25 protein-coding genes are annotated in these 23787 nt (G+C 45.4%); 21 read left to right on the top strand and 4 right to left on the bottom strand.

Annotated features, from left to right (window positions below; translation table 11 throughout):
• Nucleotides 1-2 precede the first annotated feature (2 nt).
• The 3 genes from E5672_RS10945 to E5672_RS10955 form a co-directional block, all read right to left on the bottom strand.
• The gene (locus E5672_RS10945) at nt 3-1058 is read right to left on the bottom strand and encodes a potassium channel family protein (protein ID WP_205676487.1); all 1056 of its coding nucleotides are present in this window, start codon (nt 1056-1058) and stop codon (nt 3-5) included.
• Nucleotides 1059-1206: 148 nt separating this feature from the next.
• Complete coding sequence (locus tag E5672_RS10950; protein ID WP_136782230.1) at nt 1207-1887, bottom strand: PspA/IM30 family protein; 681 nt, start codon at nt 1885-1887, stop codon at nt 1207-1209.
• Nucleotides 1888-1911: 24 nt separating this feature from the next.
• On the bottom strand, nt 1912-2301 hold the full coding sequence (locus E5672_RS10955) for a DUF2170 family protein (RefSeq protein WP_014950192.1): 390 nt from the start codon (nt 2299-2301) through the stop codon (nt 1912-1914).
• A 268-nt stretch (nt 2302-2569) separates the two neighbouring features.
• Between E5672_RS10955 and E5672_RS10960 the strand changes: the two genes are divergently transcribed.
• From E5672_RS10960 to secF, 6 genes are all read left to right on the top strand, one after another.
• Nucleotides 2570-2842 (top strand): DUF6471 domain-containing protein, encoded by a 273-nt coding sequence (locus E5672_RS10960; protein WP_136782231.1) that lies wholly within the window; start codon nt 2570-2572, stop codon nt 2840-2842.
• A gap of 430 nt (nt 2843-3272) precedes the next feature.
• A complete protein-coding gene (gene queA / locus E5672_RS10965; RefSeq protein WP_136782232.1) occupies nt 3273-4319 on the top strand; it encodes a tRNA preQ1(34) S-adenosylmethionine ribosyltransferase-isomerase QueA in 1047 nt (348 codons plus the stop codon).
• A gap of 172 nt (nt 4320-4491) precedes the next feature.
• Entirely contained in the window at nt 4492-5604 is a 1113-nt protein-coding gene (gene tgt, locus E5672_RS10970; protein WP_136782233.1) for a tRNA guanosine(34) transglycosylase Tgt, read from the top strand.
• A 24-nt stretch (nt 5605-5628) separates the two neighbouring features.
• Nucleotides 5629-5964, top strand: a complete 336-nt coding sequence (gene yajC / locus E5672_RS10975) for a preprotein translocase subunit YajC (protein ID WP_014999069.1) — start codon at nt 5629-5631, stop codon at nt 5962-5964.
• Nucleotides 5965-6019: 55 nt separating this feature from the next.
• The gene (gene secD, locus E5672_RS10980; RefSeq protein WP_136782234.1) at nt 6020-7864 is read left to right on the top strand and encodes a protein translocase subunit SecD; all 1845 of its coding nucleotides are present in this window, start codon (nt 6020-6022) and stop codon (nt 7862-7864) included.
• Nucleotides 7865-7873: 9 nt separating this feature from the next.
• Nucleotides 7874-8815 carry a protein translocase subunit SecF gene (gene secF, locus E5672_RS10985; RefSeq protein ID WP_131136686.1) on the top strand — a complete coding sequence of 314 codons (942 nt, stop codon included), beginning with the start codon at nt 7874-7876 and terminating at the stop codon, nt 8813-8815.
• A gap of 138 nt (nt 8816-8953) precedes the next feature.
• Here the strand turns inward: secF and suhB are convergent, their stop codons facing one another.
• Nucleotides 8954-9730 (bottom strand): inositol-1-monophosphatase, encoded by a 777-nt coding sequence (gene suhB / locus E5672_RS10990; protein WP_014950183.1) that lies wholly within the window; start codon nt 9728-9730, stop codon nt 8954-8956.
• Between the two features lie 255 nt (nt 9731-9985).
• Here suhB and trmJ point away from each other — a divergent pair, with 255 nt between their 5' ends.
• From trmJ to rlmN, 15 genes are all read left to right on the top strand, one after another.
• Entirely contained in the window at nt 9986-10750 is a 765-nt protein-coding gene (trmJ, locus tag E5672_RS10995) for a tRNA (cytosine(32)/uridine(32)-2'-O)-methyltransferase TrmJ (protein ID WP_014999064.1), read from the top strand.
• A gap of 5 nt (nt 10751-10755) precedes the next feature.
• Nucleotides 10756-11580 carry a serine O-acetyltransferase gene (gene cysE, locus E5672_RS11000; protein ID WP_136782235.1) on the top strand — a complete coding sequence of 275 codons (825 nt, stop codon included), beginning with the start codon at nt 10756-10758 and terminating at the stop codon, nt 11578-11580.
• A gap of 102 nt (nt 11581-11682) precedes the next feature.
• Nucleotides 11683-12594 (top strand): alpha/beta fold hydrolase, encoded by a 912-nt coding sequence (locus E5672_RS11005; protein ID WP_136782236.1) that lies wholly within the window; start codon nt 11683-11685, stop codon nt 12592-12594.
• A 249-nt stretch (nt 12595-12843) separates the two neighbouring features.
• The gene (iscR, locus tag E5672_RS11010) at nt 12844-13329 is read left to right on the top strand and encodes a Fe-S cluster assembly transcriptional regulator IscR (RefSeq protein ID WP_014950178.1); all 486 of its coding nucleotides are present in this window, start codon (nt 12844-12846) and stop codon (nt 13327-13329) included.
• Between the two features lie 18 nt (nt 13330-13347).
• On the top strand, nt 13348-14514 hold the full coding sequence (locus tag E5672_RS11015) for an IscS subfamily cysteine desulfurase (RefSeq protein ID WP_136782237.1): 1167 nt from the start codon (nt 13348-13350) through the stop codon (nt 14512-14514).
• 479 nt (nt 14515-14993) lie between these two features.
• On the top strand, nt 14994-16430 hold the full coding sequence (gene sufB / locus E5672_RS11020; RefSeq protein WP_014950176.1) for a Fe-S cluster assembly protein SufB: 1437 nt from the start codon (nt 14994-14996) through the stop codon (nt 16428-16430).
• 3 nt (nt 16431-16433) lie between these two features.
• A complete protein-coding gene (gene sufC / locus E5672_RS11025; protein ID WP_136782238.1) occupies nt 16434-17195 on the top strand; it encodes a Fe-S cluster assembly ATPase SufC in 762 nt (253 codons plus the stop codon).
• Nucleotides 17192-18448 carry a Fe-S cluster assembly protein SufD gene (gene sufD / locus E5672_RS11030; RefSeq protein ID WP_039228366.1) on the top strand — a complete coding sequence of 419 codons (1257 nt, stop codon included), beginning with the start codon at nt 17192-17194 and terminating at the stop codon, nt 18446-18448. The genes sufC and sufD overlap by 4 nt, the downstream gene beginning before the upstream one ends.
• Nucleotides 18445-19662 (top strand): aminotransferase class V-fold PLP-dependent enzyme, encoded by a 1218-nt coding sequence (locus tag E5672_RS11035; protein WP_136782239.1) that lies wholly within the window; start codon nt 18445-18447, stop codon nt 19660-19662. The genes sufD and E5672_RS11035 overlap by 4 nt, the downstream gene beginning before the upstream one ends.
• Before the next feature lie 9 nt (nt 19663-19671).
• Complete coding sequence (locus E5672_RS11040; RefSeq protein ID WP_014979828.1) at nt 19672-20028, top strand: HesB/IscA family protein; 357 nt, start codon at nt 19672-19674, stop codon at nt 20026-20028.
• 50 nt (nt 20029-20078) lie between these two features.
• A complete protein-coding gene (sufT, locus tag E5672_RS11045; protein WP_014999056.1) occupies nt 20079-20612 on the top strand; it encodes a putative Fe-S cluster assembly protein SufT in 534 nt (177 codons plus the stop codon).
• Between the two features lie 59 nt (nt 20613-20671).
• Complete coding sequence (locus tag E5672_RS11050; RefSeq protein WP_136782240.1) at nt 20672-21082, top strand: SufE family protein; 411 nt, start codon at nt 20672-20674, stop codon at nt 21080-21082.
• Nucleotides 21083-21312: 230 nt separating this feature from the next.
• On the top strand, nt 21313-21666 hold the full coding sequence (locus tag E5672_RS11055) for a DUF4870 family protein (protein WP_136782241.1): 354 nt from the start codon (nt 21313-21315) through the stop codon (nt 21664-21666).
• Between the two features lie 239 nt (nt 21667-21905).
• Nucleotides 21906-22337 (top strand): nucleoside-diphosphate kinase, encoded by a 432-nt coding sequence (gene ndk, locus E5672_RS11060; protein ID WP_012519000.1) that lies wholly within the window; start codon nt 21906-21908, stop codon nt 22335-22337.
• Between the two features lie 324 nt (nt 22338-22661).
• A complete protein-coding gene (gene rlmN / locus E5672_RS11065; RefSeq protein WP_014977032.1) occupies nt 22662-23780 on the top strand; it encodes a dual-specificity RNA methyltransferase RlmN in 1119 nt (372 codons plus the stop codon).
• Nucleotides 23781-23787 lie beyond the last annotated feature (7 nt).

The following is a 23787-nucleotide window of genomic DNA, read 5'->3' on the forward strand; positions in this document are numbered from 1 at the left end:
TCTTAATCAGCGTCCAGAGAAGACCAGTTAATTGCATTAATGCGGCGCTCAGCAATATAAAACAAGGTGTCTCCCGGGTTTAATGTAACGTCCAACGGTGGGTTTACCACCATTTCTTTCACAAGACCATTTGGCGCATAACCAATAAAGATGGCATCGTGTTTACGTTTCAAATTAATAAATAACTTAGCAACAGAAATGGCGTGGCTACTTTCTGGTATTTTTACTGAAAACTGCGCCTGACCTTCATCAATACTTAGTAAGTCGTGATGAAGCATGCTAGAACCAGGATCAAAAGCGGCTTTAACTAACATTTCTATTGCCACGCTCGGTGTACACTCCACTTTAGGGCAGTGATCTTGAAGTAAGCTGACTAGGCTATCATCATCAAAATAAGCCACCTGATGTGCATCAGGATTACGCTTAGTACAATACAGCGCGGTAGTCATGGTGACATCGTCTTGTGGGTTATCGATAAGAATAGTTCGGGCGCTGGACACGCAAGCGCGATCCATATCTTCGTCTTTGTTAAACGAATCTACCTTCACGAACTCAATCACGCCAGGCATGGGATTAGTGATATCAGCCTTCACGCACAGTACAATATCGGGGCGCTCTGGCATGGCATCGCGTTCTTGCAGTATTAAATCAAGCAGCAGCATAGTACGCTGCTCATTCCACCCAATTACCAAGATATGCTCATTTAGCATCAAGCTGTTCATACCCAACAATCCTTTCTTCCACGTTAATGAAACCCAAGCTGCAATCCGGCCAATTACCATGGCGAAGATACTCAAACCAAGCGGTATGACGTAAAGCGCTACAACCAGTTTTCCCGCTGGCGTTACGGGAGATAAATCACCATAGCCCACTGTAGAGGCGGTGACCGCCAGCCAGTAAACAAAGTCTGCGTTGGTAATTAAATCGTGCTCGTCTGCAGCGTATAGCAGCCAATAACTTGTTACTGCGTAAAAGGCGGTGGCACCGACAATGGTGTACCAACGTGATTCTGCAAAATATTGCAGCATTATTTTTCGCAGTTTTATCCATGGAGACATAAAAGAAACAGCCCTTGTTATGCGTGCCCTTACTCTGCCTTGAAGTACTTGATTTGTCTAGGTTAGCGCTTTGCTTAACAGTAATTTACGCAGGAAATTATTGTAACAAGAATTAAAAATGGGAGCGCGTAGCTCCCATTTTTCTAACTTACTTGCCTAGAATTCGCGCTAGCTCGTCATCGGCCGAGGTTTTACCCCCTTTAATGCCTGCTTCGGCTAAGCGTTTTTCTAAATCGCTGCTCGATTCGTTGTTCGCTAACTCTTCTGCAGCTTGCAATTCAGCGTTGCGCATCTTTTGCTTATCTTGAATACGTGACAGTGATTCTGTCGCCGTTTTCATTTTACTATTCGCGCCCATATGGCGTGAAGAAACCGCTACTTGTGCCTTTTGAACGCTTTCAGTGGCTTTTACCATATCCACTTGCTGCTCTAAGCGACGTAAATTCGCTTTCGCCTGTTGGATATTTTGTGCCAGTTGCTTTTCTGACTGCTGGAACTGATCAAGATAAGTTTGTTCTTGGTCTCGTTCTTCTTTAAGTTCAGACACTTTTTGAGCACAGTCTAGCGCTAGTTGGCGGTCGCTATCGATGGCCTTACGCGCGTGGGCTTCGTATTCCGCAATTGACGAATTGAAGCTGTCCACTTTTTGCTGAGAAAGTTTGCACTTTGCCAAAATTTGGGTACGTGCATGGTCTGACTTACGCAGTTCTTCTTTGGCTTCTCTAATTTCTTGTTCCAGAATTCGAATAGCCTGACTGTCTGCAACAGACTGAGCAGCTTCGGTAGCACCACCTTTTACTGCAGTAATTAGTTTTTTCCACACTGACATTCGCTTCTCCTTAAGAAGTAAATTTTAGTTAAGGTGTGTTTCGTAGGCATCTAAGAAAGATGCAACATTCTGAAACAGGGTTTCTACTTCAATAACAATGCTTTCGGCTTTTGACTGGGCACTTAGCGCACCAAAGGCAGTGTAGTACTCTTCACCACCAATATTTGAAATGCCTACCGTGGTCAAAGGGAACACCATATGAGTAGACAAAATTTCATGATCTAGCGCTGGTTTATCTTTTACTTCCGACGCTGCAAACAAAAGACTCTCTACTAAGATCTGCTCTCCGCTAATAGCAAGCCAGGCATCTATGCCGTCTTGATTAGCGATAAGTAAGCAGTTTTCCTCACGTGTTACCACAAAGTCATCATGCTCTTTAAATAAGGCTTCGATGCTTTCTAGTTCCCAGCTCATACCTTTCTCCTTTAATTATTGAAGCGATAGTTGTGAAAATGAATGTCGTTTACGAGGTGTGTTATACAACTGCACTTAGATAAAGAACAAGTGCCTTGTGCTACATACAACCAAGTTTACTGTAACGACTATTTTCATCTTCGCCAATATCTTGACTTGCAGTGTAGACCTGTTGTGCCATAATCGTCAACATTAAATACATGCTATAAGTGTAAAAAAGTGTGTTTTTGTAAAATATACATCACATTTGTGTGGTTTTGGAGGCTGTGTGAACACAGGAAATGCGCAAGGTGCTAAGAATGCGTGGCGGCAAACGGTTGCAAGAGTAGTGAAATCCGAAATGTCTGTGCGCGGCGTGAAATATCAAGCGTTAAGCCAAAGGCTAGAAGAGATTGGCGTGGAGCAAAGCGCAGATAATCTCAGAAATAAGGTCAATAAAGGTATTATGGGCGCCGATCTACTTCTACAAATATTGTACGTGTTAAAGGCGCGTCCATTAGATGCTGCGCTTTTAGAAGAAATCTTAACTGATCTTCAGTGATAAACAGCGTAAAATACTGCCGCCTTAAGATAGTGATATAACTAACCTCTATGATAAGGCGTCGAGGCTTCGTAATAAGCGTCGCAGTAAATGAGGTTAGGCAGGGAAAATGCGTAGATAAAAAAATACCCAGCAGGTGCTGGGTATAAATGATAAGGAATGTTTATGGGAGAACATCATCACTATCTGGAGCAAATATTAATCGTTTAAGCTTTTGCCCGCTAGTATTAAAATCAACTTGTGCGTATTTTGGGCGATAAGTGGGTATGGATATCTATACTTATGGCTTGAGAGGTAGGATTTCTAAGACTTTGGTCGATGTTGATTTTTATGAAACTTCGCTACTTTAGTATCATTCCTTCCTCTAGTAAATCTGTTAAACCATAAAGAAAGCAACCTAAATTGCGTCAAACTTAAGAATTTATTATCTATGAAATTATCTGAATTTAGCTTCACGCTTCCAGAAAGCCTCATCGCCAAATATCCCACCGAAAACCGCTCGGCCAGTCGTCTATTGCAGCTAGATGGTAAAACAGGCGAAGTACGCCACAGTATGTTTGCTGATATGGTTAACCTTCTAGAAGAGGGCGACCTGCTGGTTTTCAATAATACAAGAGTTATTCCTGCTCGCTTGCTAGGTAAGAAAGAAACTGGCGGACAGGTAGAAGTGTTGATTGAGCGTATTACGTCAGACAATACTGCTTTGGCGCATGTGCGTGCGAGCAAGGCGCCTAAACCTGGAACTAAGCTTATTCTTGAAGAGAAAGTGAATGTGACGGTGACAGGACGAAACGATGCGCTATTTATTCTGCAGTTTGACCACGATGAAACCGTACTTACGCTGCTTGAAGCGCATGGTCACATGCCGCTACCTCCTTATATTGATCGTCCCGATGAAAATTCAGACAAAGAGCGCTATCAAACCGTTTACAACCAAAAGCCAGGTGCCGTTGCTGCACCTACAGCTGGGCTTCATTTCGATGACGCTATTTTAGAAGCGCTAAAAAACAAGGGCGTAAACCTAGCGTTTGTTACCTTGCACGTTGGTGCCGGAACGTTTCAGCCTGTGCGCGTTGACAATATTCTAGAGCATAAAATGCACGCAGAGTTTGCCGAAGTCCCCCAAGAAGTCGTTGACGCTGTTCTAACCACAAGGGCCAACGGTAAACGGGTTATTGCAGTGGGTACAACCTCTGTACGCTCTTTGGAGTCAGCGGCAAAGGCAAGTGCAGAGCGCGGTGACGAGGAAGTCATTGCGCCATTTAACGAAGATACTGAGATTTTTATCTACCCTGGTTTTGAGTTTAAAGTGGTAGATGCCATGTTCACTAATTTTCACCTTCCAGAGTCCACGCTAATGATGTTAATTAGCGCATTTGCCGGTAAAGACAATGTGATGAATGCCTACCAAGAAGCGATAGAGAATGAATATCGATTCTTTAGCTATGGTGATTCTATGTTTATTGAGCGCGCCTAAGTACATTCGGCCAAGATATAAGGCGTGTAAATCGGTGTTTTACAGGCCTTTCCGGCTTAGTTACAGATAAACATAGCGACGGGGCATGATCTCAGTCAAATTACTGGTATAATCGCCGCCAATTTATTTTTATACCCAGCGCAAAAGCGCACCAAAGTGGGAATGCTTTCACATGCAATTTGAGTTGTTAAAAACCGAAGGCCGAGCACGACGCGGTCGTTTGGTGTTTGAACGCGGTGTTGTTGAGACCCCAGCGTTCATGCCCGTAGGTACATACGGTACCGTAAAGGGAATGACCCCTGAAGAATTAAAAGACAGTGGTGCACACATCTGTCTTGGAAATACCTTTCACCTAATGCTACGCCCTGGTACTGGCATTATTCGTCAGCATGGCGACCTGCACGACTTCATGAATTGGGACAAGCCAATTCTTACTGATTCGGGCGGCTTCCAAGTATTTAGTTTGGGTGACTTGCGTAAAATTACCGAAGAAGGTGTAACATTCCGTTCTCCGATAAACGGCGAAAAGATCTTACTTACGCCTGAAAAGTCGATGGAAGTTCAGCGCGATTTGGGCTCTGACATCGTGATGATTTTTGACGAGTGCACGCCGTACCCGGCTACAGAGCAAGAAGCGCGCGTTTCGATGGAAATGTCGCTACGTTGGGCCAAACGTAGTAAAGAAGCCCATGGCGATAACCCAGCGGCACTGTTTGGTATCATTCAAGGCGGTATGTACGAAGGTCTGCGCGATGTTTCACTCGCTGGTCTTGAAGCAATAGGCTTTGATGGATACGCCATTGGCGGTCTTTCTGTAGGCGAGCCAAAAGAAGACATGATCCGCATTATCGATCATACCGCACCAAAAATTCCGGAAGACAAACCGCGCTACTTAATGGGCGTTGGTAAGCCAGAGGATTTGGTTGAGTCTGTGCGCCGCGGTATCGATATGTTTGACTGTGTTATGCCTACGCGTAATGCGCGAAATGGTCACCTATTTGTGACAGAAGGCGTAGTGAAGATTCGCAATGCGAAACACAGAAACGACACCTCGCCATTAGATGAGAATTGTGATTGCTACACTTGTAAAAACTATTCTCGCTCTTATCTACATCATTTGGACAAGTGTAACGAAATATTGGGTGCGCGCTTAAATACCATCCATAACCTTCGTTACTATCAGCGTGTTATGCAGGGTCTTCGCGATGCGATTGATGCAGGTACGCTTAATGAGTTTGTACAAGAATTTTATGAACAAAAAGGGTTGCCGGTTCCGGCACTATAACAACGATAATATTTGGGGAATTTTATGAGCCTATTTATCTCTAACGCTTACGCACAGTCTGCTGGTGCGCCGCAAGGTGGCGGCATGGAAATGATCATCATGCTAGCTGTATTTGGTTTAATCTTTTACTTCTTGCTTTACCGTCCACAGGCTAAGCGTGTAAAAGAGCATAAAAACCTAGTATCGTCACTTAGCAAAGGCGATGAAGTGTTAACACAAGGTGGTTTGGTTGGAAAAATCACTAAAGTGTCAGAAGAAAAAGACTTCATTGAAGTTGCACTTAACGATTCAAACAATATCGTTGTTCAGAAGTCTTCAGTAACTGCTGTGCTGCCTAAAGGCACGATGAAGTCACTGTAAGTAACAAAAGCCGGGGCCGGGACGCTTCCCGGTACTGGCACGAAAGGATTATCCAGTGCTAAACAAAAACTCTATTTGGAAAGTACTGAGTGCACTCATTGTGGTTGCAATGTGTGCACTTTATGCGCTTCCTAACATTTACGGTGAAGATCACGCCGTACAAATCTCAGCAGGCCGTGACGCTGTGGTAACTGACGCCACTGTGGAACAAGTAAAAGCCGCGCTAAGTGAAAAGAATATCTCTCCAAAACGTGTTGAATTTGAGAACGAACAAATATTAGTTCGCGTTTCGGATTCTGACACCCAGCTTGTAACGCGCGAAACGCTTGAAAAGGCGCTTGGTGATGACTACTACGTGGCTATGAACCTTGCCCCTGACACGCCAGAATGGCTTGAAGGCCTAGGTGGCGCGCCAATGAAGCTAGGTCTTGACCTTCGCGGTGGTGTTCACTTCTTGATGGAAGTGGATATGACCGAAGTGATTGCTAAGTCGCTAGAAGACGCAGAGGGTGGTTTCCGTACTTCTCTGCGTGAAGAGGGCATTCGTTATCGCGGTGTAAAACAGGTTGACGATCATATCGACATTACGTTCCGTGATGAAGATGCGCTAGACAAGGCAGAGTTCTTTTTGCGCAACCAAAGTCGCGACCTAACCTTTAACCAGGTGGACGACTTAACACTTCGCGCTATTTTTGCTGAAAGCAAGCTTCAGGAAATTCGCGACAACGCGGTTAAGCAAAACATTACCATTATTCGTAATCGTGTAAACCAACTTGGTGTGGCTGAGCCGCTTGTACAAAAGCAAGGTGCTGATCGCATAGTCGTACAGCTTCCAGGTATTCAAGACACTGCTCGTGCGAAAGAAATTCTTAATGCCACAGCAACACTAGAATTTCGCATGGTAGATCAGAAGAACGATATCCGTGATGCATTGAACGGCCGCGTTCCTCCTGGCTCTCAAGTGATTGAAGATCAGCAAGGCATTCCTCAGCTACTTGAAAAGCGTATTATGCTTACCGGTAGCCATATTATTGATGCGAATAGCGGTGTTGATGAGTACGGACTTCCGAACGTAAACATCTCGCTTGATTCTGAAGGCGGTAATAAGATGTCTCGCTCAACCCGTGGCAATATTGGTAAACCAATGGCTACGGTGTTTATCGAATATAAGTCGACTGGCGAACGTAACAAAGACGGCAAGCTAGTGTTTGAAAAACACGAGCAAGTGATCTCGGTTGCGACTATTCGTGCGCAACTGGGTAGCAAGTTCCAAATCACAGGTCTTGATTCACCGAAGGAAGCCCGTGACTTAGCGTTGCTACTTCGCGCAGGTGCATTGATTGCGCCAATTCAAATTGTTGAAGAGCGTACGGTTGGACCAAGCTTGGGTAAAGAAAACATTGAGCTGGGTATGCAGGCTATTATGTATGGTCTGGTAGCGGTGCTTGTTTTCATGTTGATTTACTACAAAGCCTTTGGTGTGGTAGCTAACATCGCACTTATCACAAACTTGGTTATGATTGTAGGCATTATGTCGATGATCCCTGGTGCAACGCTTACGCTACCGGGTATGGCAGGTATCGTACTAACCGTTGGTATGGCGGTGGACGCAAACGTACTTATCTTTGAGCGTATACGAGAAGAAATGCGCGATGGCCGCAGCCCTCAACATGCTATTCACCAGGGTTACGATAGTGCGTTTTCTACCATTCTAGATGCAAACATTACCACCTTCATTGCAGGTTTAATCCTGTTTGCCGTGGGCACAGGCCCAATCAAAGGCTTCTCGATTACACTGATGATTGGTATAGCAACTTCGATGTTTACCGCAATCCTAGTTACGCGCGTTATTGTTAACGCTGTATGGGGCGGTCGACGCGTAGAGAAATTGGCGATTTAAGGAAGTAACATGCAATTATTAAAACTATCCGATACCGTCAATTTTATGCGCCTTCGCATTCCTGCGATGGTGCTATCAACGGTACTCATTTTAGGTTCGTTCGTGTCGTTAGGCGTTAATAGCCTTAACTGGGGACTAGACTTCACTGGCGGTACGCTAATTGAGGTTGGCTATGAAGATGCCGCTAATTTAGAAGGTATTCGCGCCCAGCTAAACGAAGCAAATTTTGAAGATGCTATAGTGCAGAATTTTGGCAGCAGCCAAGATGTACTTATCCGTATTGCTCCTCGTGATGGCGTTAAAGCCGTGACTATTGGTGAGCAGGTACTAGCTGCGCTGCGCGCTGATGGTACTAAGGTTGATATGCGTCGTATCGAATTCGTAGGCCCTAACGTAGGTGAAGAGCTTACTGAGCAGGGCGGCCTTGCGATGCTAGTCGCACTCTTGTGTATTCTGGTTTATGTCGCGATGCGATTTGAATGGCGATTCGCCCTAGGGTCAGTTTCGGCACTAGCTCACGACGTTATACTTACGCTAGGTTTGTTTTCAGTACTTCAAATCGAATTTGACCTTACGGTACTTGCAGCGGTACTAGCGGTAATTGGTTATTCACTTAACGATACCATCGTTGTGTGTGACCGTATTCGTGAGAACTTCCGCAAAATTCGTAAAGGTGAGCCTGTTGAGATTATCAATATCTCGCTAACGCAAACTCTAAACCGTACTATCATCACTTCATTAACCACGGTGTTGGTATTAGTTGCATTGTTCTACAAGGGTGGTGCGCTTATTCACGGTTTCGCAACGGCATTGCTGTTTGGTGTAGTGGTAGGTACTTACTCATCGGTGTATATCGCAAGTTCAGTGGCACTTGCATTGGGTATTAGTAAAGAAGACCTAATGCCGCCACAAGTGGAAAAGGAAGGCGCAGATTTAGATCCTATGCCTTAGTTTTTCACGCTTGAAACGTACAAAAACCGCATCTACGATGCGGTTTTTTTATTCCCGCTGGGCATAAAAAAGGCGCCTTTAACAGCGCCTCGTTCAATAATCTAGGGTGGCTTTAAGCCCAACCTAGTGAGCAATATCTTACTTAAGGTGCTTCACTAGGCCTTGAACAACCTTCACGCTACCCGCAACAATTTCGCCTTTGTGAAGTGGGTCGTTACCGCCTTTAAAGTCTGTTACCAAACCGCCAGCTTCACGAACAATAAGCTCACCTGCTGCGATATCCCAAGATTTAATGCCGCGCTCCCAGTAACCGTCGTGACGGCCAGCTGCAACGTAAGCAAGGTCTAGCGCAGCACTACCTGCGCGGCGAATGTCACCCACTTCGTGGAAAATCTTGTTTAAGCTTAGTGCGTACTCGCCAAATTGAGATTTGTTCTTAAACGGTAAGCCAGTAGCAATAATGGTTTCAGAAAGGTCACGAGGCTTAGAAGCACGAATACGATAACCGTTAAGCTGCGCGCCTTGACCACGGCTAGCGGTGAATAGTTCGCTGCGAATTGGGTCGAAAACAACCGCTTGATCTAAGCGACCTTTGTGAAGAAGTGCAATTGAAACGGCAAAGTGAGGAATGCCTTTTACAAAGTTAGTGGTGCCATCTAGTGGATCGATGATCCACTGATAATCAGTCTCTGTGCCCAAAACTTCACCCGATTCTTCACCTAGGAAGCAATGGTTCGGGTAAGACTGCTGAATTTTGGCAATAATTGCTTGTTCTGCTTCTTTATCAACTTGAGTAACGAAATCGTTTAAGCCTTTTGACTCTGTTGCTACTTCATTATGTTTTTCAAAACCACGAACAATAACTGTTCCAGCCGCACGCGCAGCGCGCACCGCAATATTCAGCATAGGATGCATAGATAAACCACCAATTGTAAAAGACCAATGAAACAAACTAACTGTACAAAAAATAGCTAGTTGTTTTCGAAAACGGGCGGAGTCTACCAGAATCTATGCGCGATGCAAATGAATTCCCAGCACAATTGCGTGAATAGCCATCTATACTGCCGCTGTGTTAAACTTCACGCTATTAAGGTCTGTAAGATAGTACGCCAAAACCGCGTATTATCGAATTAAAGACGCTATCCAAATAAGTACGTAGGTATTACACGCATGCTCGAGAATATTCGCATTATTTTAGTTAACACGTCTCACACGGGAAACATCGGTTCGACAGCAAGAGCTATGAAAACCATGGGACTGAGCAGCTTATATCTTGTCGACCCAGTAAATGAGCCAGACGGCCAAGCCAGTGCATTGGCTGCAGGGGCTGGTGATGTGCTTGCTAACGCGAAAATTGTAAGCACTCTGGAAGAGGCAGTTAAAGACTGTGGCTTGGTAGTAGGGACGTCTGCACGCTCTCGCACTCATTCATGGCCTATGTTAGGCCCGCGCGACTGTGGCGAAAAGCTGGTCCAAGAAGTAGAAAAATACCCGGTAGCTTTGGTGTTTGGGCGTGAGAACAGTGGTTTAACTAATGAAGAGCTGCAGCAGTGTCACTTCCATATGTGTATTCCAGCCAACCCTGAATATAGCTCACTTAATTTAGCAGCAGCAGTGCAAACCCTTTGTTATGAAATTCGCATGGCCTATCTAAATCGCGAAACCTATCCAAGTGTTGAGGAAGAATATCCACTAAATGACGATTTAGAGCGTTTTTATAAGCATTTGGAAACCACGCTGGAAGGCACGTCGTTCATTCGCAAAAGTCACCCTGGGGTGGTTATGACTAAGCTGCGCCGCTTGTTTAACCGAGCACGCCCTGAGTCTCAAGAGCTTAATATATTACGCGGTATATTGGCGTCTATCGATAAATCGGTGAAGAATGCTAACTCTGGCGATGCAGACCCTGCACCAGCGATAGAAGAAAAAGAGTAAACACTATGTTCGCCCGTATAAAAGATGATATTCAAGGGGTTTTTCATCGCGACCCAGCGGCCAGAAACACCTTTGAAGTGCTAACCAACTATCCAGGCCTTCATGCAGTGTGGCTGCATCGCATTAGTCACAAGCTATGGAAGGCTGAATGGAAATGGTTGGCACGCAGTTTATCAACCTTTAGCCGCTGGCTTACGGGGATTGAAATTCATCCCGGTGCCACGTTAGGACGACGGGTATTTATCGACCACGGTATGGGTGTGGTCATCGGTGAAACAGCAGAAATTGGCGATGATGTCACCCTTTACCACGGCGTTACTCTGGGAGGCACTAGCTGGAAAGCAGGTAAGCGCCACCCAACCCTTAAAAAAGGCGCAGTTGTTGGGGCTGGTGCCAAAGTGTTGGGGCCTATTGTTATAGGTGAAAATGCTAAAGTAGGGTCTAACTCTGTGGTCGTTAAAGATATTCCTGATGGCGCAACGGCGGTGGGGATCCCCGGTCGAATTATAATATCTAAGCAAAAAGAGATGAATGCGTCGGTAAACCCCGAGCGAGATAAAATTGCCCAAAAATATGGTTTTGATGCCTATGCTGTCGCGCCAGATAACCCTGATCCCGTGGCCAATGCTATGGGCATAATGTTAGAGCACATGCACCAAATGGACACCAAAGTGGAAGAAATGTGCAAGGTCATTCAGTCGCTAGGTGGCGATGTGTGCACTGATAATTTACACAATATTAGTGCTGAAGATTTCGCAGAAACGGGTTTCGACCTAACGGAAACCCAAGAGCGCGAGAAGGCTCATTCTTCTTTCGACCCAGCTATTTAATATCGTTTCTCTGCCCCAGTCACTTTTCATGTGTCTAGGGGGCGTTTTCAATATGGTGAATGACGATACTTCATCAAAGCCAATAAAAAACGAGAGCTTTAAATGAGTTTAGCCCAGCATCATGAGCAATACGTAACGCTCAAAAGCGGTGATAGGTTTTGCTATGCCGAACATGGTGTCGGAAATACCGATACCATTGTACTTATTGTGGGTTTAGGTCTTCAGTTGGTTTATTGGCCAAACGCGCTTATTGAGCGTTTAGTTGCCAGCGGCTTTCGTGTGATCTGCTTCGATAACCGTGATGCAGGAAGGTCAGTACGCAGCGACACACCTCACCCCAGCCTATTGCAGCAGTTGAGAGGAAAAGCGCCGAAAGGTGCATATGGACTGGAGTGTATGGCAGATGACACAGCGCAGCTTTTAGAGGCGCTAAACATTGAAAGCGCGCATGTTGCTGGGATGTCTATGGGGGGAATGATTGCACAAACCCTTGCAAGCCTACACCCGGAGAAAGTGCAATCCATGACGTCTATTTTCTCTACCACAGGAAGTCGAAAAGTCGGCCAGCCGTCATATTCTACGCTATGGCGTTTAGCAAGAGCAAAAGCTCCACTAAATGAAAACGACGCGGTTAGAAATTATAAAGCTATGATGACTCATATTGGCGATATTACGGCTGAAGATGCTATGAACCAATGGCATCAATATGCACGATTGGCATGGCAGCGCAATGGTGGCAAAAGTGATGCAAAAGCGATGTTTCGGCAAATTGGCGCTATTATGAAATCCGGGGACAGAACGTCAATGCTTCAAAATGTTAAAGCCCCAACACTAGTGATACACGGAGATGTTGATCACATGGTGCACCCCAGTGGTGGTGTTGCTACTGCTAGAGCTATACCAGGAGCTAAACATCAAGTACTACGAGGTCTGCGCCATCAAATCGATACCATTCAATCACATCGGATAGCAGACAGTATTCTTGCTCATATTCACTTAAATGCAAACAAATAGCGCTGATGGTCGCCAGTATTATTTACCTTACAAATAAGCCATTCATCACCATTTATCAGCAGACCTTTCCGCGTAAATTTCTGCGCCTAATAGTGCTTACTAGGGTGGTGCTTAAACGAAACGATAGTCCTGATACAAAAAAGCGATGAATCGAATCAATAATACCTGACTAGTTTACTAGGTCTTATACTTGACCATTTTAGTCGGGTATGTGAAAATTCCCGCACTATAAAACGGCGGGAGAATCCAATGAAACTCACTTCGAAAGGGCGCTATGCGGTTACCGCAATGCTTGATGTCGCTTTGCATTCAAAGCGTGGTCCAGTGCCTCTTGCCGACATTTCAGAACGACAAGAAATTTCTTTATCTTACCTTGAACAGCTTTTTTCTCGATTGCGTAAAGAGCAATTAGTAGACAGTGTTCGCGGGCCTGGCGGCGGTTATTTATTAGGCCGTGAAGCAAGCAAAATTGCGATTGGCGAAGTCATTCGCGCCGTCGACGAGTCTATTGATGCCACACGCTGTCAAGGACAAGCAGACTGCCAAGGTGGTGATCGCTGTCTCACGCACAGCTTGTGGCAAGACTTAAGTGACCGTATTGCGGCGTTTCTAAATTCAATCACGCTTGGCGAATTAATGGCAAAGCGTGATGTGCAAGAAGTAGCCGACCGCCAAGACGGTAATGCATCACTTCGTCATATCACCAAAGATATCGAAGTTAGTATTCAACTTTAAATTGGTATTGAGTAACGCATGGCTTTATCAACACCCATTTATTTAGATTACGCAGCAACAACACCGGTAGACCCGAATGTGGCCGAGGCAATGGCAAAATGCCTAACGCTGGATGGCAACTTTGGTAACCCAGCTTCTCGTAGTTATCGCTTCGGCTGGATGGCAGAAGAAGCGGTTGATGTTGCTAGAAATCAAATCAGCGACGCGCTTAATTGCGACCCTAGAGAAATTGTTTTTACTTCTGGGGCCACTGAATCGAACAACCTTGCAATAAAAGGCGTTGCCCAAGGTTATGCCAATAAAGGCAAACATATCATTACCGTTAATACCGAACACAAAGCGGTGTTAGATACCTGTGTGTACTTACAAAGCCAAGGCTTTGAGGTTACGTATCTTGAAGTACAGCCGAACGGGTTAATTGATTTAAATGCGCTTGAAAATGCGTTGCGCGACGACACTATTTTGGTGTCGGTGATGCACGTTAACAATGAACTTGGCGTTATCCAAGACATTCAAGCTATTGGCCAGCTGTGTCGTGACAAAGGCATTCTTTTTCATGTGGATGGTGCGCAAAGTGTGGGCAAAATTGCCATTGATTTAGCTGAGCTTCCTATAGATTTGCTGTCTATATCGGCACATAAATTATACGGCCCGAAAGGTATGGGGGCACTCTATGTGCGTCGCCGTCCTAAAATCAATCTGGTCGCACAAATTCATGGCGGGGGCCACGAGCGCGGCATGCGGTCGGGTACATTAGCCACCCACCAAATTGTTGGAATGGGTAAAGCCATCGCGCTAGCCTCTTCAAAAATGGAAGAGGATAGTGCGCGCATATTAGCGCTGCGTGAATCGCTATGGCAAGGCCTTCAACAGCTCGACGATATCTATTTAAATGGGCACGCAACACAGCGTATCCCGGGTATTTTAAATGTGAGCTTTGCGGGTGTAGATGGTGAAAGCTTGATGATGGGCTTAAATGATATTGCTGTATCTTCAGGGTCGGCATGTACGTCAGCGAGTCTAGAGCCCTCGTATGTGCTAAAAGCGATTGGCCGCAGTAATGAATTGGCTCATGCAGGTATTAGATTTAGCGTAGGGCGCTTTACGACCCAAGAAGACATCGATTACGTAGTAAAAAAAGTAGTGGATGTAACAACGCGACTGCGCCAAGCGGTTTCAGCATAGCCGCTTAAAAAGTTGTGTAGCTTGGTGATTGACTGGAATATTACACCAGAGCGCTTAAAAAAGCGTTAAGTGTAGTGTCCGACCAAGCAGTGAAACCAAGATTTTAGCGCGTGTTTTTGTTCTGGGGAAACGTAGGTTGTGTAAAAACAATTTATTGATTTTCGTGAACGTGGATGAAAATTAATGCGCGTTTGAAGGAAATAGTCTTTCAAGCGGCGTTTAAAACGCGTAAGTGGCCATAAATTAATGGCTGAATATTTGAGTGAAATAGTCGGGTATTATATACTACGGCACCAAAATTTTAGGCTGTCCCCAATGTAACTGGCAGTTTTGGCAACTCTTTTGGGCGTAAACCCAAATAAATGACGTTGTTGAAGTTGAAAGTCGATATAAATTACCAAGACCGTGGGGTGATTTATTTGCCAGTTAAATAGAAAGGTTAGTGGCAGCAAATGCAGGCAAACAAGTGAGATCCCAACATGAGTGAACAGATCGAACAGGCGTTAGAAAGAAAGTACGATGCGGGTTTCTATTCAGAAATCGAATCGGAAACATTTGAAAGCGGCCTGGACGAGTCGGTTATCCGCCGCATATCAGCAATGAAAAACGAGCCTGAATGGATGCTTGAATGGCGTTTGAAGTCTTATCATGCATGGCTAGAAATGGAAGAGCCAGATTGGGCGCATGTCGACTATCCGAAAATCGATTATCAGGCCATTTCTTATTACTCGGCACCAAAGAGTATGAAAGACAAGCCTAAGTCGCTAGATGAAGTTGACCCTGAACTACTTCGCACCTACGAAAAGCTGGGTATACCACTGCACGAGCAGGAAATGCTGGCAGGCGTAGCAGTCGATGCGGTATTCGACTCGGTATCGGTTGTAACTACGTTTCGCGATAAGCTTGAAGAAGCGGGAGTGATCTTTTGCCCAATTTCTGAGGCAGTACAGAAATACCCAGACCTTGTAAAGAAATACATCGGTTCGGTAGTTCCGCGCACAGATAACTATTTTGCTGCGCTTAATAGCGCGGTATTTACTGATGGTTCATTTGTTTATATTCCAAAAGGCACACGTTGCCCAATGGAGCTTTCTACTTATTTCCGTATTAACGAAATGAACACCGGTCAGTTCGAGCGTACCTTGATTGTTGCTGATGAAGGCAGCTACGTAAGCTACCTTGAAGGTTGTACTGCACCACAGCGAGATGAAAACCAGCTGCATGCGGCAGTGGTTGAGCTAGTGGCAATGGACGACGCGCAAATTAAATACTCAACGGTACAGAACTGGTACCCAGGTGACGAGAACGGTAAAGGCGGTATCTACAACTTCGTGACAAAACGTGGTGTAGCACATACTAATGCCAAAATCTCGTGGACGCAGGTTGAAACCGGCTCTGCGGTTACGTGGAAGTACCCAAGCTGTGTACTTAAAGGCGACAACAGTGTAGGTGAGTTCTACTCAGTAGCGCTAACACGCGGTCGCCAGCAGGCTGATACCGGTACTAAGATGATCCACGTGGGTAAAAATACCAAGTCGACCATTATCTCTAAAGGTATCTCAGCGGGTAATAGCAATAACGCCTATCGCGGGCTGGTTCAAATGGGCCCTCGCGCAGACGGAGCACGTAACTTCACCGAGTGTGACTCGCTACTTATCGGTGACAAATGTGGCGCGCACACATTCCCGTATATCGAAAGCCGTAATCCTTCAGCCATTGTTGAGCACGAAGCAACAACGTCGAAGGTGAGCGACGAACAATTATTCCTGTGTCAGCAACGTGGCTTAGACACAGAAAAGGCCGTTTCTATGATTGTTAACGGTTTCTGTAAAGAAGTATTCAAAGAGCTGCCAATGGAATTTGCCGTAGAAGCCGGCAAGCTGCTCGAAATTAGTCTTGAAGGTTCAGTGGGGTAATCAATGCTTAGTATCAAGAATTTACATGCCAGCGTGGAAGAGAAAAACATCATTAAAGGTCTTAACCTTGAAGTTAAACCTGGTGAAGTACACGTTATCATGGGCCCCAACGGTGCCGGTAAAAGTACACTAGGCTACGTCCTATCTGGTCGTGACGGCTACGAAGTAAGCGAAGGCGAAGCCACGCTTAACGGTAAAGACCTATTAGAGCTTGAAGTAGAAGAGCGTGCCCGTGAAGGCCTTTTCCTTGCGTTCCAGTACCCAGTTGAAATTCCTGGCGTAAGCAATATGGAATTCATGAAAGAGTCAGTTAACGCTATGCGCGAACAGCGTGGCGAAGCGCCGTTAACTGCTGCTGAGTTTTTGAAGAAAGCAAAAGAAGCGTGCAAGCAAGTACAGCTTCCATTGGATTTCTTGAAACGCGGTGTAAACGAAGGTTTCTCTGGTGGTGAGAAGAAGCGTAACGAAATCATGCAAATGATTTTGCTAGAGCCAAAGCTTTGTATTCTTGATGAATCTGACTCTGGCCTTGACGTTGACGCACTTCAGGTTGTTGCCGATGGCGTTAACAGCCAGCGCGATGGCGAGCGAAGCTTCATCGTTGTTACCCACTATCAGCGTCTTCTAGACTACATCAAACCTGACTTTGTACACATTCTTGCCGATGGCAAAATTGTGAAAAGCGGTGACGCGTCACTAGCGCTAGAAGTAGAGAAGAGCGGATACGCGTTCCTAGGTAAAGCGTACGAGGAGGCTGAAGCATGAGTCAATGGCTAGAACAGGTCATTGATGCGGCGCAAATCTCCGATTACCTAGCGCCCGTGCGTCAGCAGGCCTTAGAAAAGTTAAAAGCCGATGGTTGGCCAGCCCGTAGAAACGAAAGCTGGCGTTTTACGCCGTTAACACCCGTTGAAAAGCGTGAAGCTAAGCAAGCGGTTCAGGCAGATAGTTTACCGGTACCCGCTATCGATAACCTAAATGCTATCGACCTTGTATTTGTAGACGGTGTCTTGGTCACGCAGGTTAACACGCTAAATGTACCAGCGGGCATGAGCATCACGTCGCTTAATAATGATGATACTGCCACGCAGCAAGCGATTAGCAGTGTATACGGTCAGGTTAAACCAACCCGTCATATGTTTGGCCTAGTTAACGATGCGCTGTGCCAACACGGTATATTTATTAATGTTGAAGCAGGCGCGAAAATCGACACGCCAGTGCGCATTGTGAACATGGCGTCACAAAATGTTGATGCTCATACGCGTGTGGTGGTGAAGGTCGCTGAAGGCGCAAGTGCTACTGTTATCGAGCAAGGTTTTGGCGATACGGAAAGCTTAACCACAGCGTTTGCTGAATATGACCTAGCTGATGATGCACATCTAGAACACTATCGTTTTGCTATGTTTACCGGCAAAGCTAAGCAATTAGGTGGTAGCCACTTTAAGCTACATAACCGCACTACGCTTAACAGCACCATGGTGGGCTATGGAAGTGAGCTTTCCCGTTTAGATGTAGATATTCATCACGCCGGCGAATTTGCCGATGCGAAAATGAACGCCATTTATCTTCTCGCGGAAGGCGAGTTATTTGACCTTCACTCTACCATTGAGCACGCCATGCCTAATGGTACGACAGAAGAAAACGCGCGCGGGATTGTAGGCGATAAAGCACGTGCTGTGTTTAATGGTCGCATTCATATTCATCGCGACGCGCAAAAGACATTGGCTGAACTTAACAACCGCAACTTGTTGCTATCTCGTCGTGGTGTAATCAACACCAAGCCTGAGCTTGAAATTTATGCTGATGACGTAAAATGTGCTCACGGTGCAACGGTTGCTGAAATTGAAGAAGAAGCCTTGTATTACATGCTAACCCGCGGCGTTTCTCGCAGTAAAGCACTGGTAATGCTCAACTTTGGGTTCATTCAAGAGCTTATAAATGACGTGCCTAATGCGGCAGTCCGTGAATGGCTAGCACCAATTTTAAGTGAGCGCTTCGCCCAAATGGAGGTGAAATGAGCTTAGACGTTGCAGCACTTCGTGCCCAGTTTCCTATTTTATCTAAAACGGTAGACGGCAAGCCGCTGGTCTACCTAGATAATGCGGCAACAACACAAAAACCTCAGGCCGTTATCGACGCCTTAGTAGATTTTTACACGGGTACGAATGCAAACGTGCACCGCGGTGCGCACCATTTATCGGATGAAGCCACGCGCCGTTACGAAAATGCACGTACCAGCGTTGCAAAGTTCATTAACGCAAATGCTCGTGAAGAAGTTATTTGGACGTCGGGCACCACAGAAGCCATCAATATAGTCGCCAATGGTCTTGGCCAGCTATTAAGCGAAGGTGACGAAGTGATGGTGACCGAGCTTGAGCACCACGCAAACTTGGTTACTTGGCAACAAGCGTGTCGCCGTTCTGGTGCAACGCTAAATGTTGTACCTATTTTCGACAGCGGAGAGTTAGACGTAGACGCTTTCGATAGACTGCTGTCTGAAAACACAAAGCTAGTGGCGTTTCCTCACGTATCGAATGCACTAGGTACGGTGAACCCAATTAAACTGCTTACTGAAAAAGCGAAAGCGGTTGGCGCATGGGTGCTGGTTGATGGCGCACAGGGCATTGCTCACGGCGGTGTTGACGTACAAGACATTGGCTGTGATTTTTACGCATTTTCAGGACACAAGCTATTCGGTCCAACAGGCATTGGCTGTCTGTGGGGCAAAAAAGAGGTGCTAGAAACCTGGCCTGTTTGGCAGGTAGGCGGCGAGATGATTAAAGACGTGACCTACCATGAAGCCACATGGGGTGCGTTGCCAAATCGTCTAGAAGCCGGTACGCCAAACATCGCAGGTGCCATTGGTATGGGCGCTGCAGTAGATTGGTTTAGTGCCCTTGATGTTAATGCTTTACATGAACATGAACAAAAGTTGCTTGCCTATGCTACAGAGCAGGCCGAAGCGTTCGATGGTATGCGGATAATCGGTACGGCACCTAACAAGGTAGGCGTGCTGAGCTTTCTACTTGAAGGTGCGCACCCGGCAGACGTGGGCTTCATTCTCGATAGACAAGGCGTTGCGATCCGCACCGGTGACAACTGTGCACAGCCGCTAATGAAGCGCTTCGGTATACCGGGTACTGCCCGTGCGTCGTTCTCAATTTACAATACGCTTGAAGAAGTAGACAGCCTATTTGCTGCGCTTAAAAAAGCAAAAATGATGTTGGCCTAAGGAGGCATTATGAGTGTTGAAACTTTCGTACCTAGTACAAAACTCATTTCGCTAACTGACAGTGCCGTTAAGCATTTCGAAAGTAAGCTTAAAGACAAGCCTGGTCAGTTAATTCGTTTATCGACAAAAGTAAGCGGCTGTACAGGTTACGCTTATGTGCTTGATTTCGCAGATAGTGCGCAAGCCGATGACGAAATTGTTGAAATTTCGCCAGTACTTAACGTGGCCGTGGCTGCAGATGCCACCGACCTACTGCGTAATACTGAAATTGATTACGTTACAGAAGGTGTTAACGGCGTCATTAAATACAACAACCCCAACGTGGTTGATGAGTGCGGATGCGGTGAAAGCTTTAACGTAGGCTAATTGCCACGTCAAAGGCCGTCAGTGGTAGAACAGAGAGTACTAAGTAGTTTATGAAGCAAAAAATGGTGACCACCGAGCGCGACTGTAAAGCGCGCTTAGTTCCCGCGGGTAATCCTACCGTGATCCCTGAAGGCGAGTTTGTGAATATCACCCAAGAGCTCGGTGGTAACTATACGGTAACGTGGCGTGGCAACATGTACCGCATTGACGGTACTGATGCAGGTGCTATTGGCCGTAAGGCGATGACATTAAGCTTTGACGCGCCAGAAGATGGCAACATTAGCGAACAGCAAGTGTGGGACGCGTTAGAAACTATCTTTGACCCTGAGATCCCTATCAACCTTGTATCCCTTGGTCTTATCTACAAAGTTGAAATTGACCAAGGCACAGGCAGCGTTAATATTGATATGACCCTGACGGCACCAGGCTGTGGTATGGGCCCAGTATTGGTTGGTGATGTTGAATACCGCGTTGCCATGGTTCCCCATGTTAAAAACGTCAACGTAGAGCTTGTATTCGACCCTGCGTGGTCCCGTGATATGATGAGTGAAGAAGCACAGCTTGAAGCAGGTCTATTCTTCTAGTCATCCACGCAGTGAAATTTAATCACACAACTTTTCAAACAAATTAAGCGGAAATAGCAATGCAACTACCTAGCAGTGACGAAATTATTGATGATTTAGCGTTCTTCGACGATTGGGAACAGCGTTATCAGTACATCATTGATTTAGGGAAATCTATTCCGGGCTTGCCTGAAGATGCTAAAACCCCAGAGCGTTTGGTTAAAGGTTGTCAAAGCAGCGTTTGGCTGGTGGAGTCTTACGACGGCAATAAAATCAACTTTGACGTGGACAGCGACGCAGTAATCGTTCAAGGCTTACTTGCCTTAGTTCTTGCCGCTTATAATGACAAAGCACCAAAAGATATTTTGGCGTTTGATATCGACGGCTATTTTGAAGCACTAGACCTAGAGCGTCATATAACGCCAACCCGCGGTAATGGCTTACGCGCCATTGTGGGTAAAATTCAAGAATTAGCAAGAGCCAACCAATAAGAATCTTGTTTGTGTGCGAATTAGTCTATTTTTGCCCTTAGTGGTGTTTTATAGATTGATTTTATTATGAATTAACCGCAATATTTGAGTGTGAGTTGCAGGTGATATTGTCAACTCACACCATAAAACAAGGTCTGAAGGAACAGACTAGCAGAAGCTACACTTCACTAATCACTCCCTTCTTAAGACCGAAGTTCATAATAAAATAATACATTCGTTAAGGAAATAAGATGAACGAAGCGCAAACTTCTGCAGCGCCTGTATCTAACTCTACGGCAAAAGTCGTATATATCTTGTACATAATAGGGATATTCTTCGGCATTACTGGTCTAATCGGCGTTATTATGGCGTACGTCAATAAGTCAGATTCACCAGACTGGCTAGCAAGTCATTATCAGTTTCAAATCAGAACATTTTGGATTGGTTTCCTTTACTTGTTTATAGGATCCCTCTTGTCGCTAGTTGTTATTGGTTGGTTTATTATTCTATTTTGGGTAGTTTGGTTAGTAATTCGCTGTATTAAAGGTATGAAATCTTTAGATGCGAATCAGCCTCACCCTGACCCAACAACCTGGATGTTCTAAAATATTAAGCACGCTCCGCAAGAGAGCGTGCTTTGTTTTGTGTCTACGCCGTCCCTTCTTACGATGCTCAGAATAATTATTAAAAGTATTGTCATCCTGATGTCACGTTTAACAGTCTATGCTTAATATTTGAATAGAATAAGCCAGATTTTATAAAGACTCTGGTCAAGCAAGTATTTATTGCCTATAATTCGCGACCAAAATTTTTAAGATACATACTATTTGTTTGGAGAGAAAACATGGCTCTTGAGCGTACTTTTTCGATTATCAAGCCTGATGCGGTAGCTAAAAACGTAATCGGTGCAATTTACAACCGTTTCGAATCTGCAGGTCTTCGCATCGTGGCATCTAAGATGATCCACATGAGCAAAGAGCAAGCAGAAGGCTTCTATGCAGAACACAAAGAGCGTCCTTTCTTCGGCGCACTTGTAGACTTCATGACGTCTGGTCCTGTTATGGTTCAAGTTCTAGAAGGCGAAAACGCAGTTCTAGCTAACCGTGAAATCATGGGCGCAACTAACCCAGCTGATGCAGCTGCAGGTACACTTCGCTCAGATTACGCTGCGTCAATCGACGAAAACGCAGTTCACGGTTCAGACGCTCCTGAGTCAGCAGCACGTGAAATTGCTTACTTCTTCTCTGAAGAAGAAATCTGCCCACGTACTCGCTAAGATTACGAAGGTAGGTAAACGGGGCCCTAGGGCCCCGTTTTTGTTTCTAAGCCCTTCTTAGTGTCTGAGCACGCTTTATGCTGCTTTGCTCGGCGCTCATTTAGGCGAGCTAAACCACGCTTCTCGCGCATCGCCAAACTTAACGTTTCTCTGTGTTAAATCGGCTTTTTCTCAAATCTCATCTGTGGTAAAATCCGCGCAAATTTTAATCAGCGCTTTTCTTTTTCTTAAATGTCCCTCAGGACATAGTCGAATCGCTGGTTTTTACACCATTTTCAGCAGTAAGAGGGGGCATCCCTCGAAGGTAAAAGGGTCATCTTATTCATGGCAAAAACTAACTTATTAAACTTAAATCGCGAAGGCTTGCGCAATTTCTTCAAAGAAATGGGCGAGAAACCGTTTCGTGCCGATCAGGTAATGAAGTGGATTTACCAACACGGTATCAGCGATTTCGAGGAAATGAGTAACCTCAATAAAAACCTTCGCGCGATGCTCATTGAAAATTGCGAAATTAAAGCGCCTGAAATTGCATACTTTCAAGAAGCGAGCGACGGCACTATTAAGTTTGCACTAACCCTTGAAGGTGGTCAGGAAGTTGAATCTGTCTGGATCCCAGAAACTGACCGTGCAACGCTTTGCGTGTCATCACAGGTAGGTTGCGCCTTAGAGTGTACTTTCTGCTCAACAGCGCAACAGGGTTTTAATCGTAACCTAAGTGTGAGTGAAATTATTGGTCAGGTATGGCGTGTAGCTACTTTCCTTGGTCTTTCAAAAGACTCTAGCAAACGTCCTATCACCAACGTAGTAATGATGGGTATGGGTGAGCCACTGCTTAACCTTAAAAACGTTGTACCAGCCATGGATATTATGCTCGACGATTTCGGTTTCGGTCTGTCTAAACGCCGCGTTACGCTAAGTACATCGGGCGTGGTTCCAGCGCTAGATATGTTGGGTGACCAAATTGACGTAGCGTTAGCTATTTCTCTACATGCACCCACCGATGAGTTGCGCAATGAGATCGTGCCTATCAATAAGAAGTACAATATTGAAGCCTTCTTAGCAGGCGTACGTCGTTATCTGGCCAAATCTAAAGCGAACCAAGGCCGTGTGACGGTAGAATACGTTATGCTTTCAAACATCAATGACAGCACTGAACAAGCGCACCAGTTGGCAAAGGTATTGAAAGACACACCTAGTAAAATAAACTTAATACCATTTAATCCATACCCGGGTTCGCCTTATACATGTTCAAGCAATTCGCGTATTGATAGATTCGCAAAAGTGCTTATGGAATACGGGTTTACAACCGTTGTGCGTAAAACTCGCGGGGATGATATTGATGCAGCATGCGGTCAATTAGTGGGTGATGTGGTAGATAGAACGAAAAGAATGTTAAAAAAACAGGTGAAGGGCGAAGCAATTTCAGTAAAAATGGCCCAATAATCATCAA

This window comes from Alteromonas portus (assembly GCF_005117025.1).
In the GTDB taxonomy this organism is placed as follows: Bacteria; Pseudomonadota; Gammaproteobacteria; order Enterobacterales; family Alteromonadaceae; genus Alteromonas; species Alteromonas portus.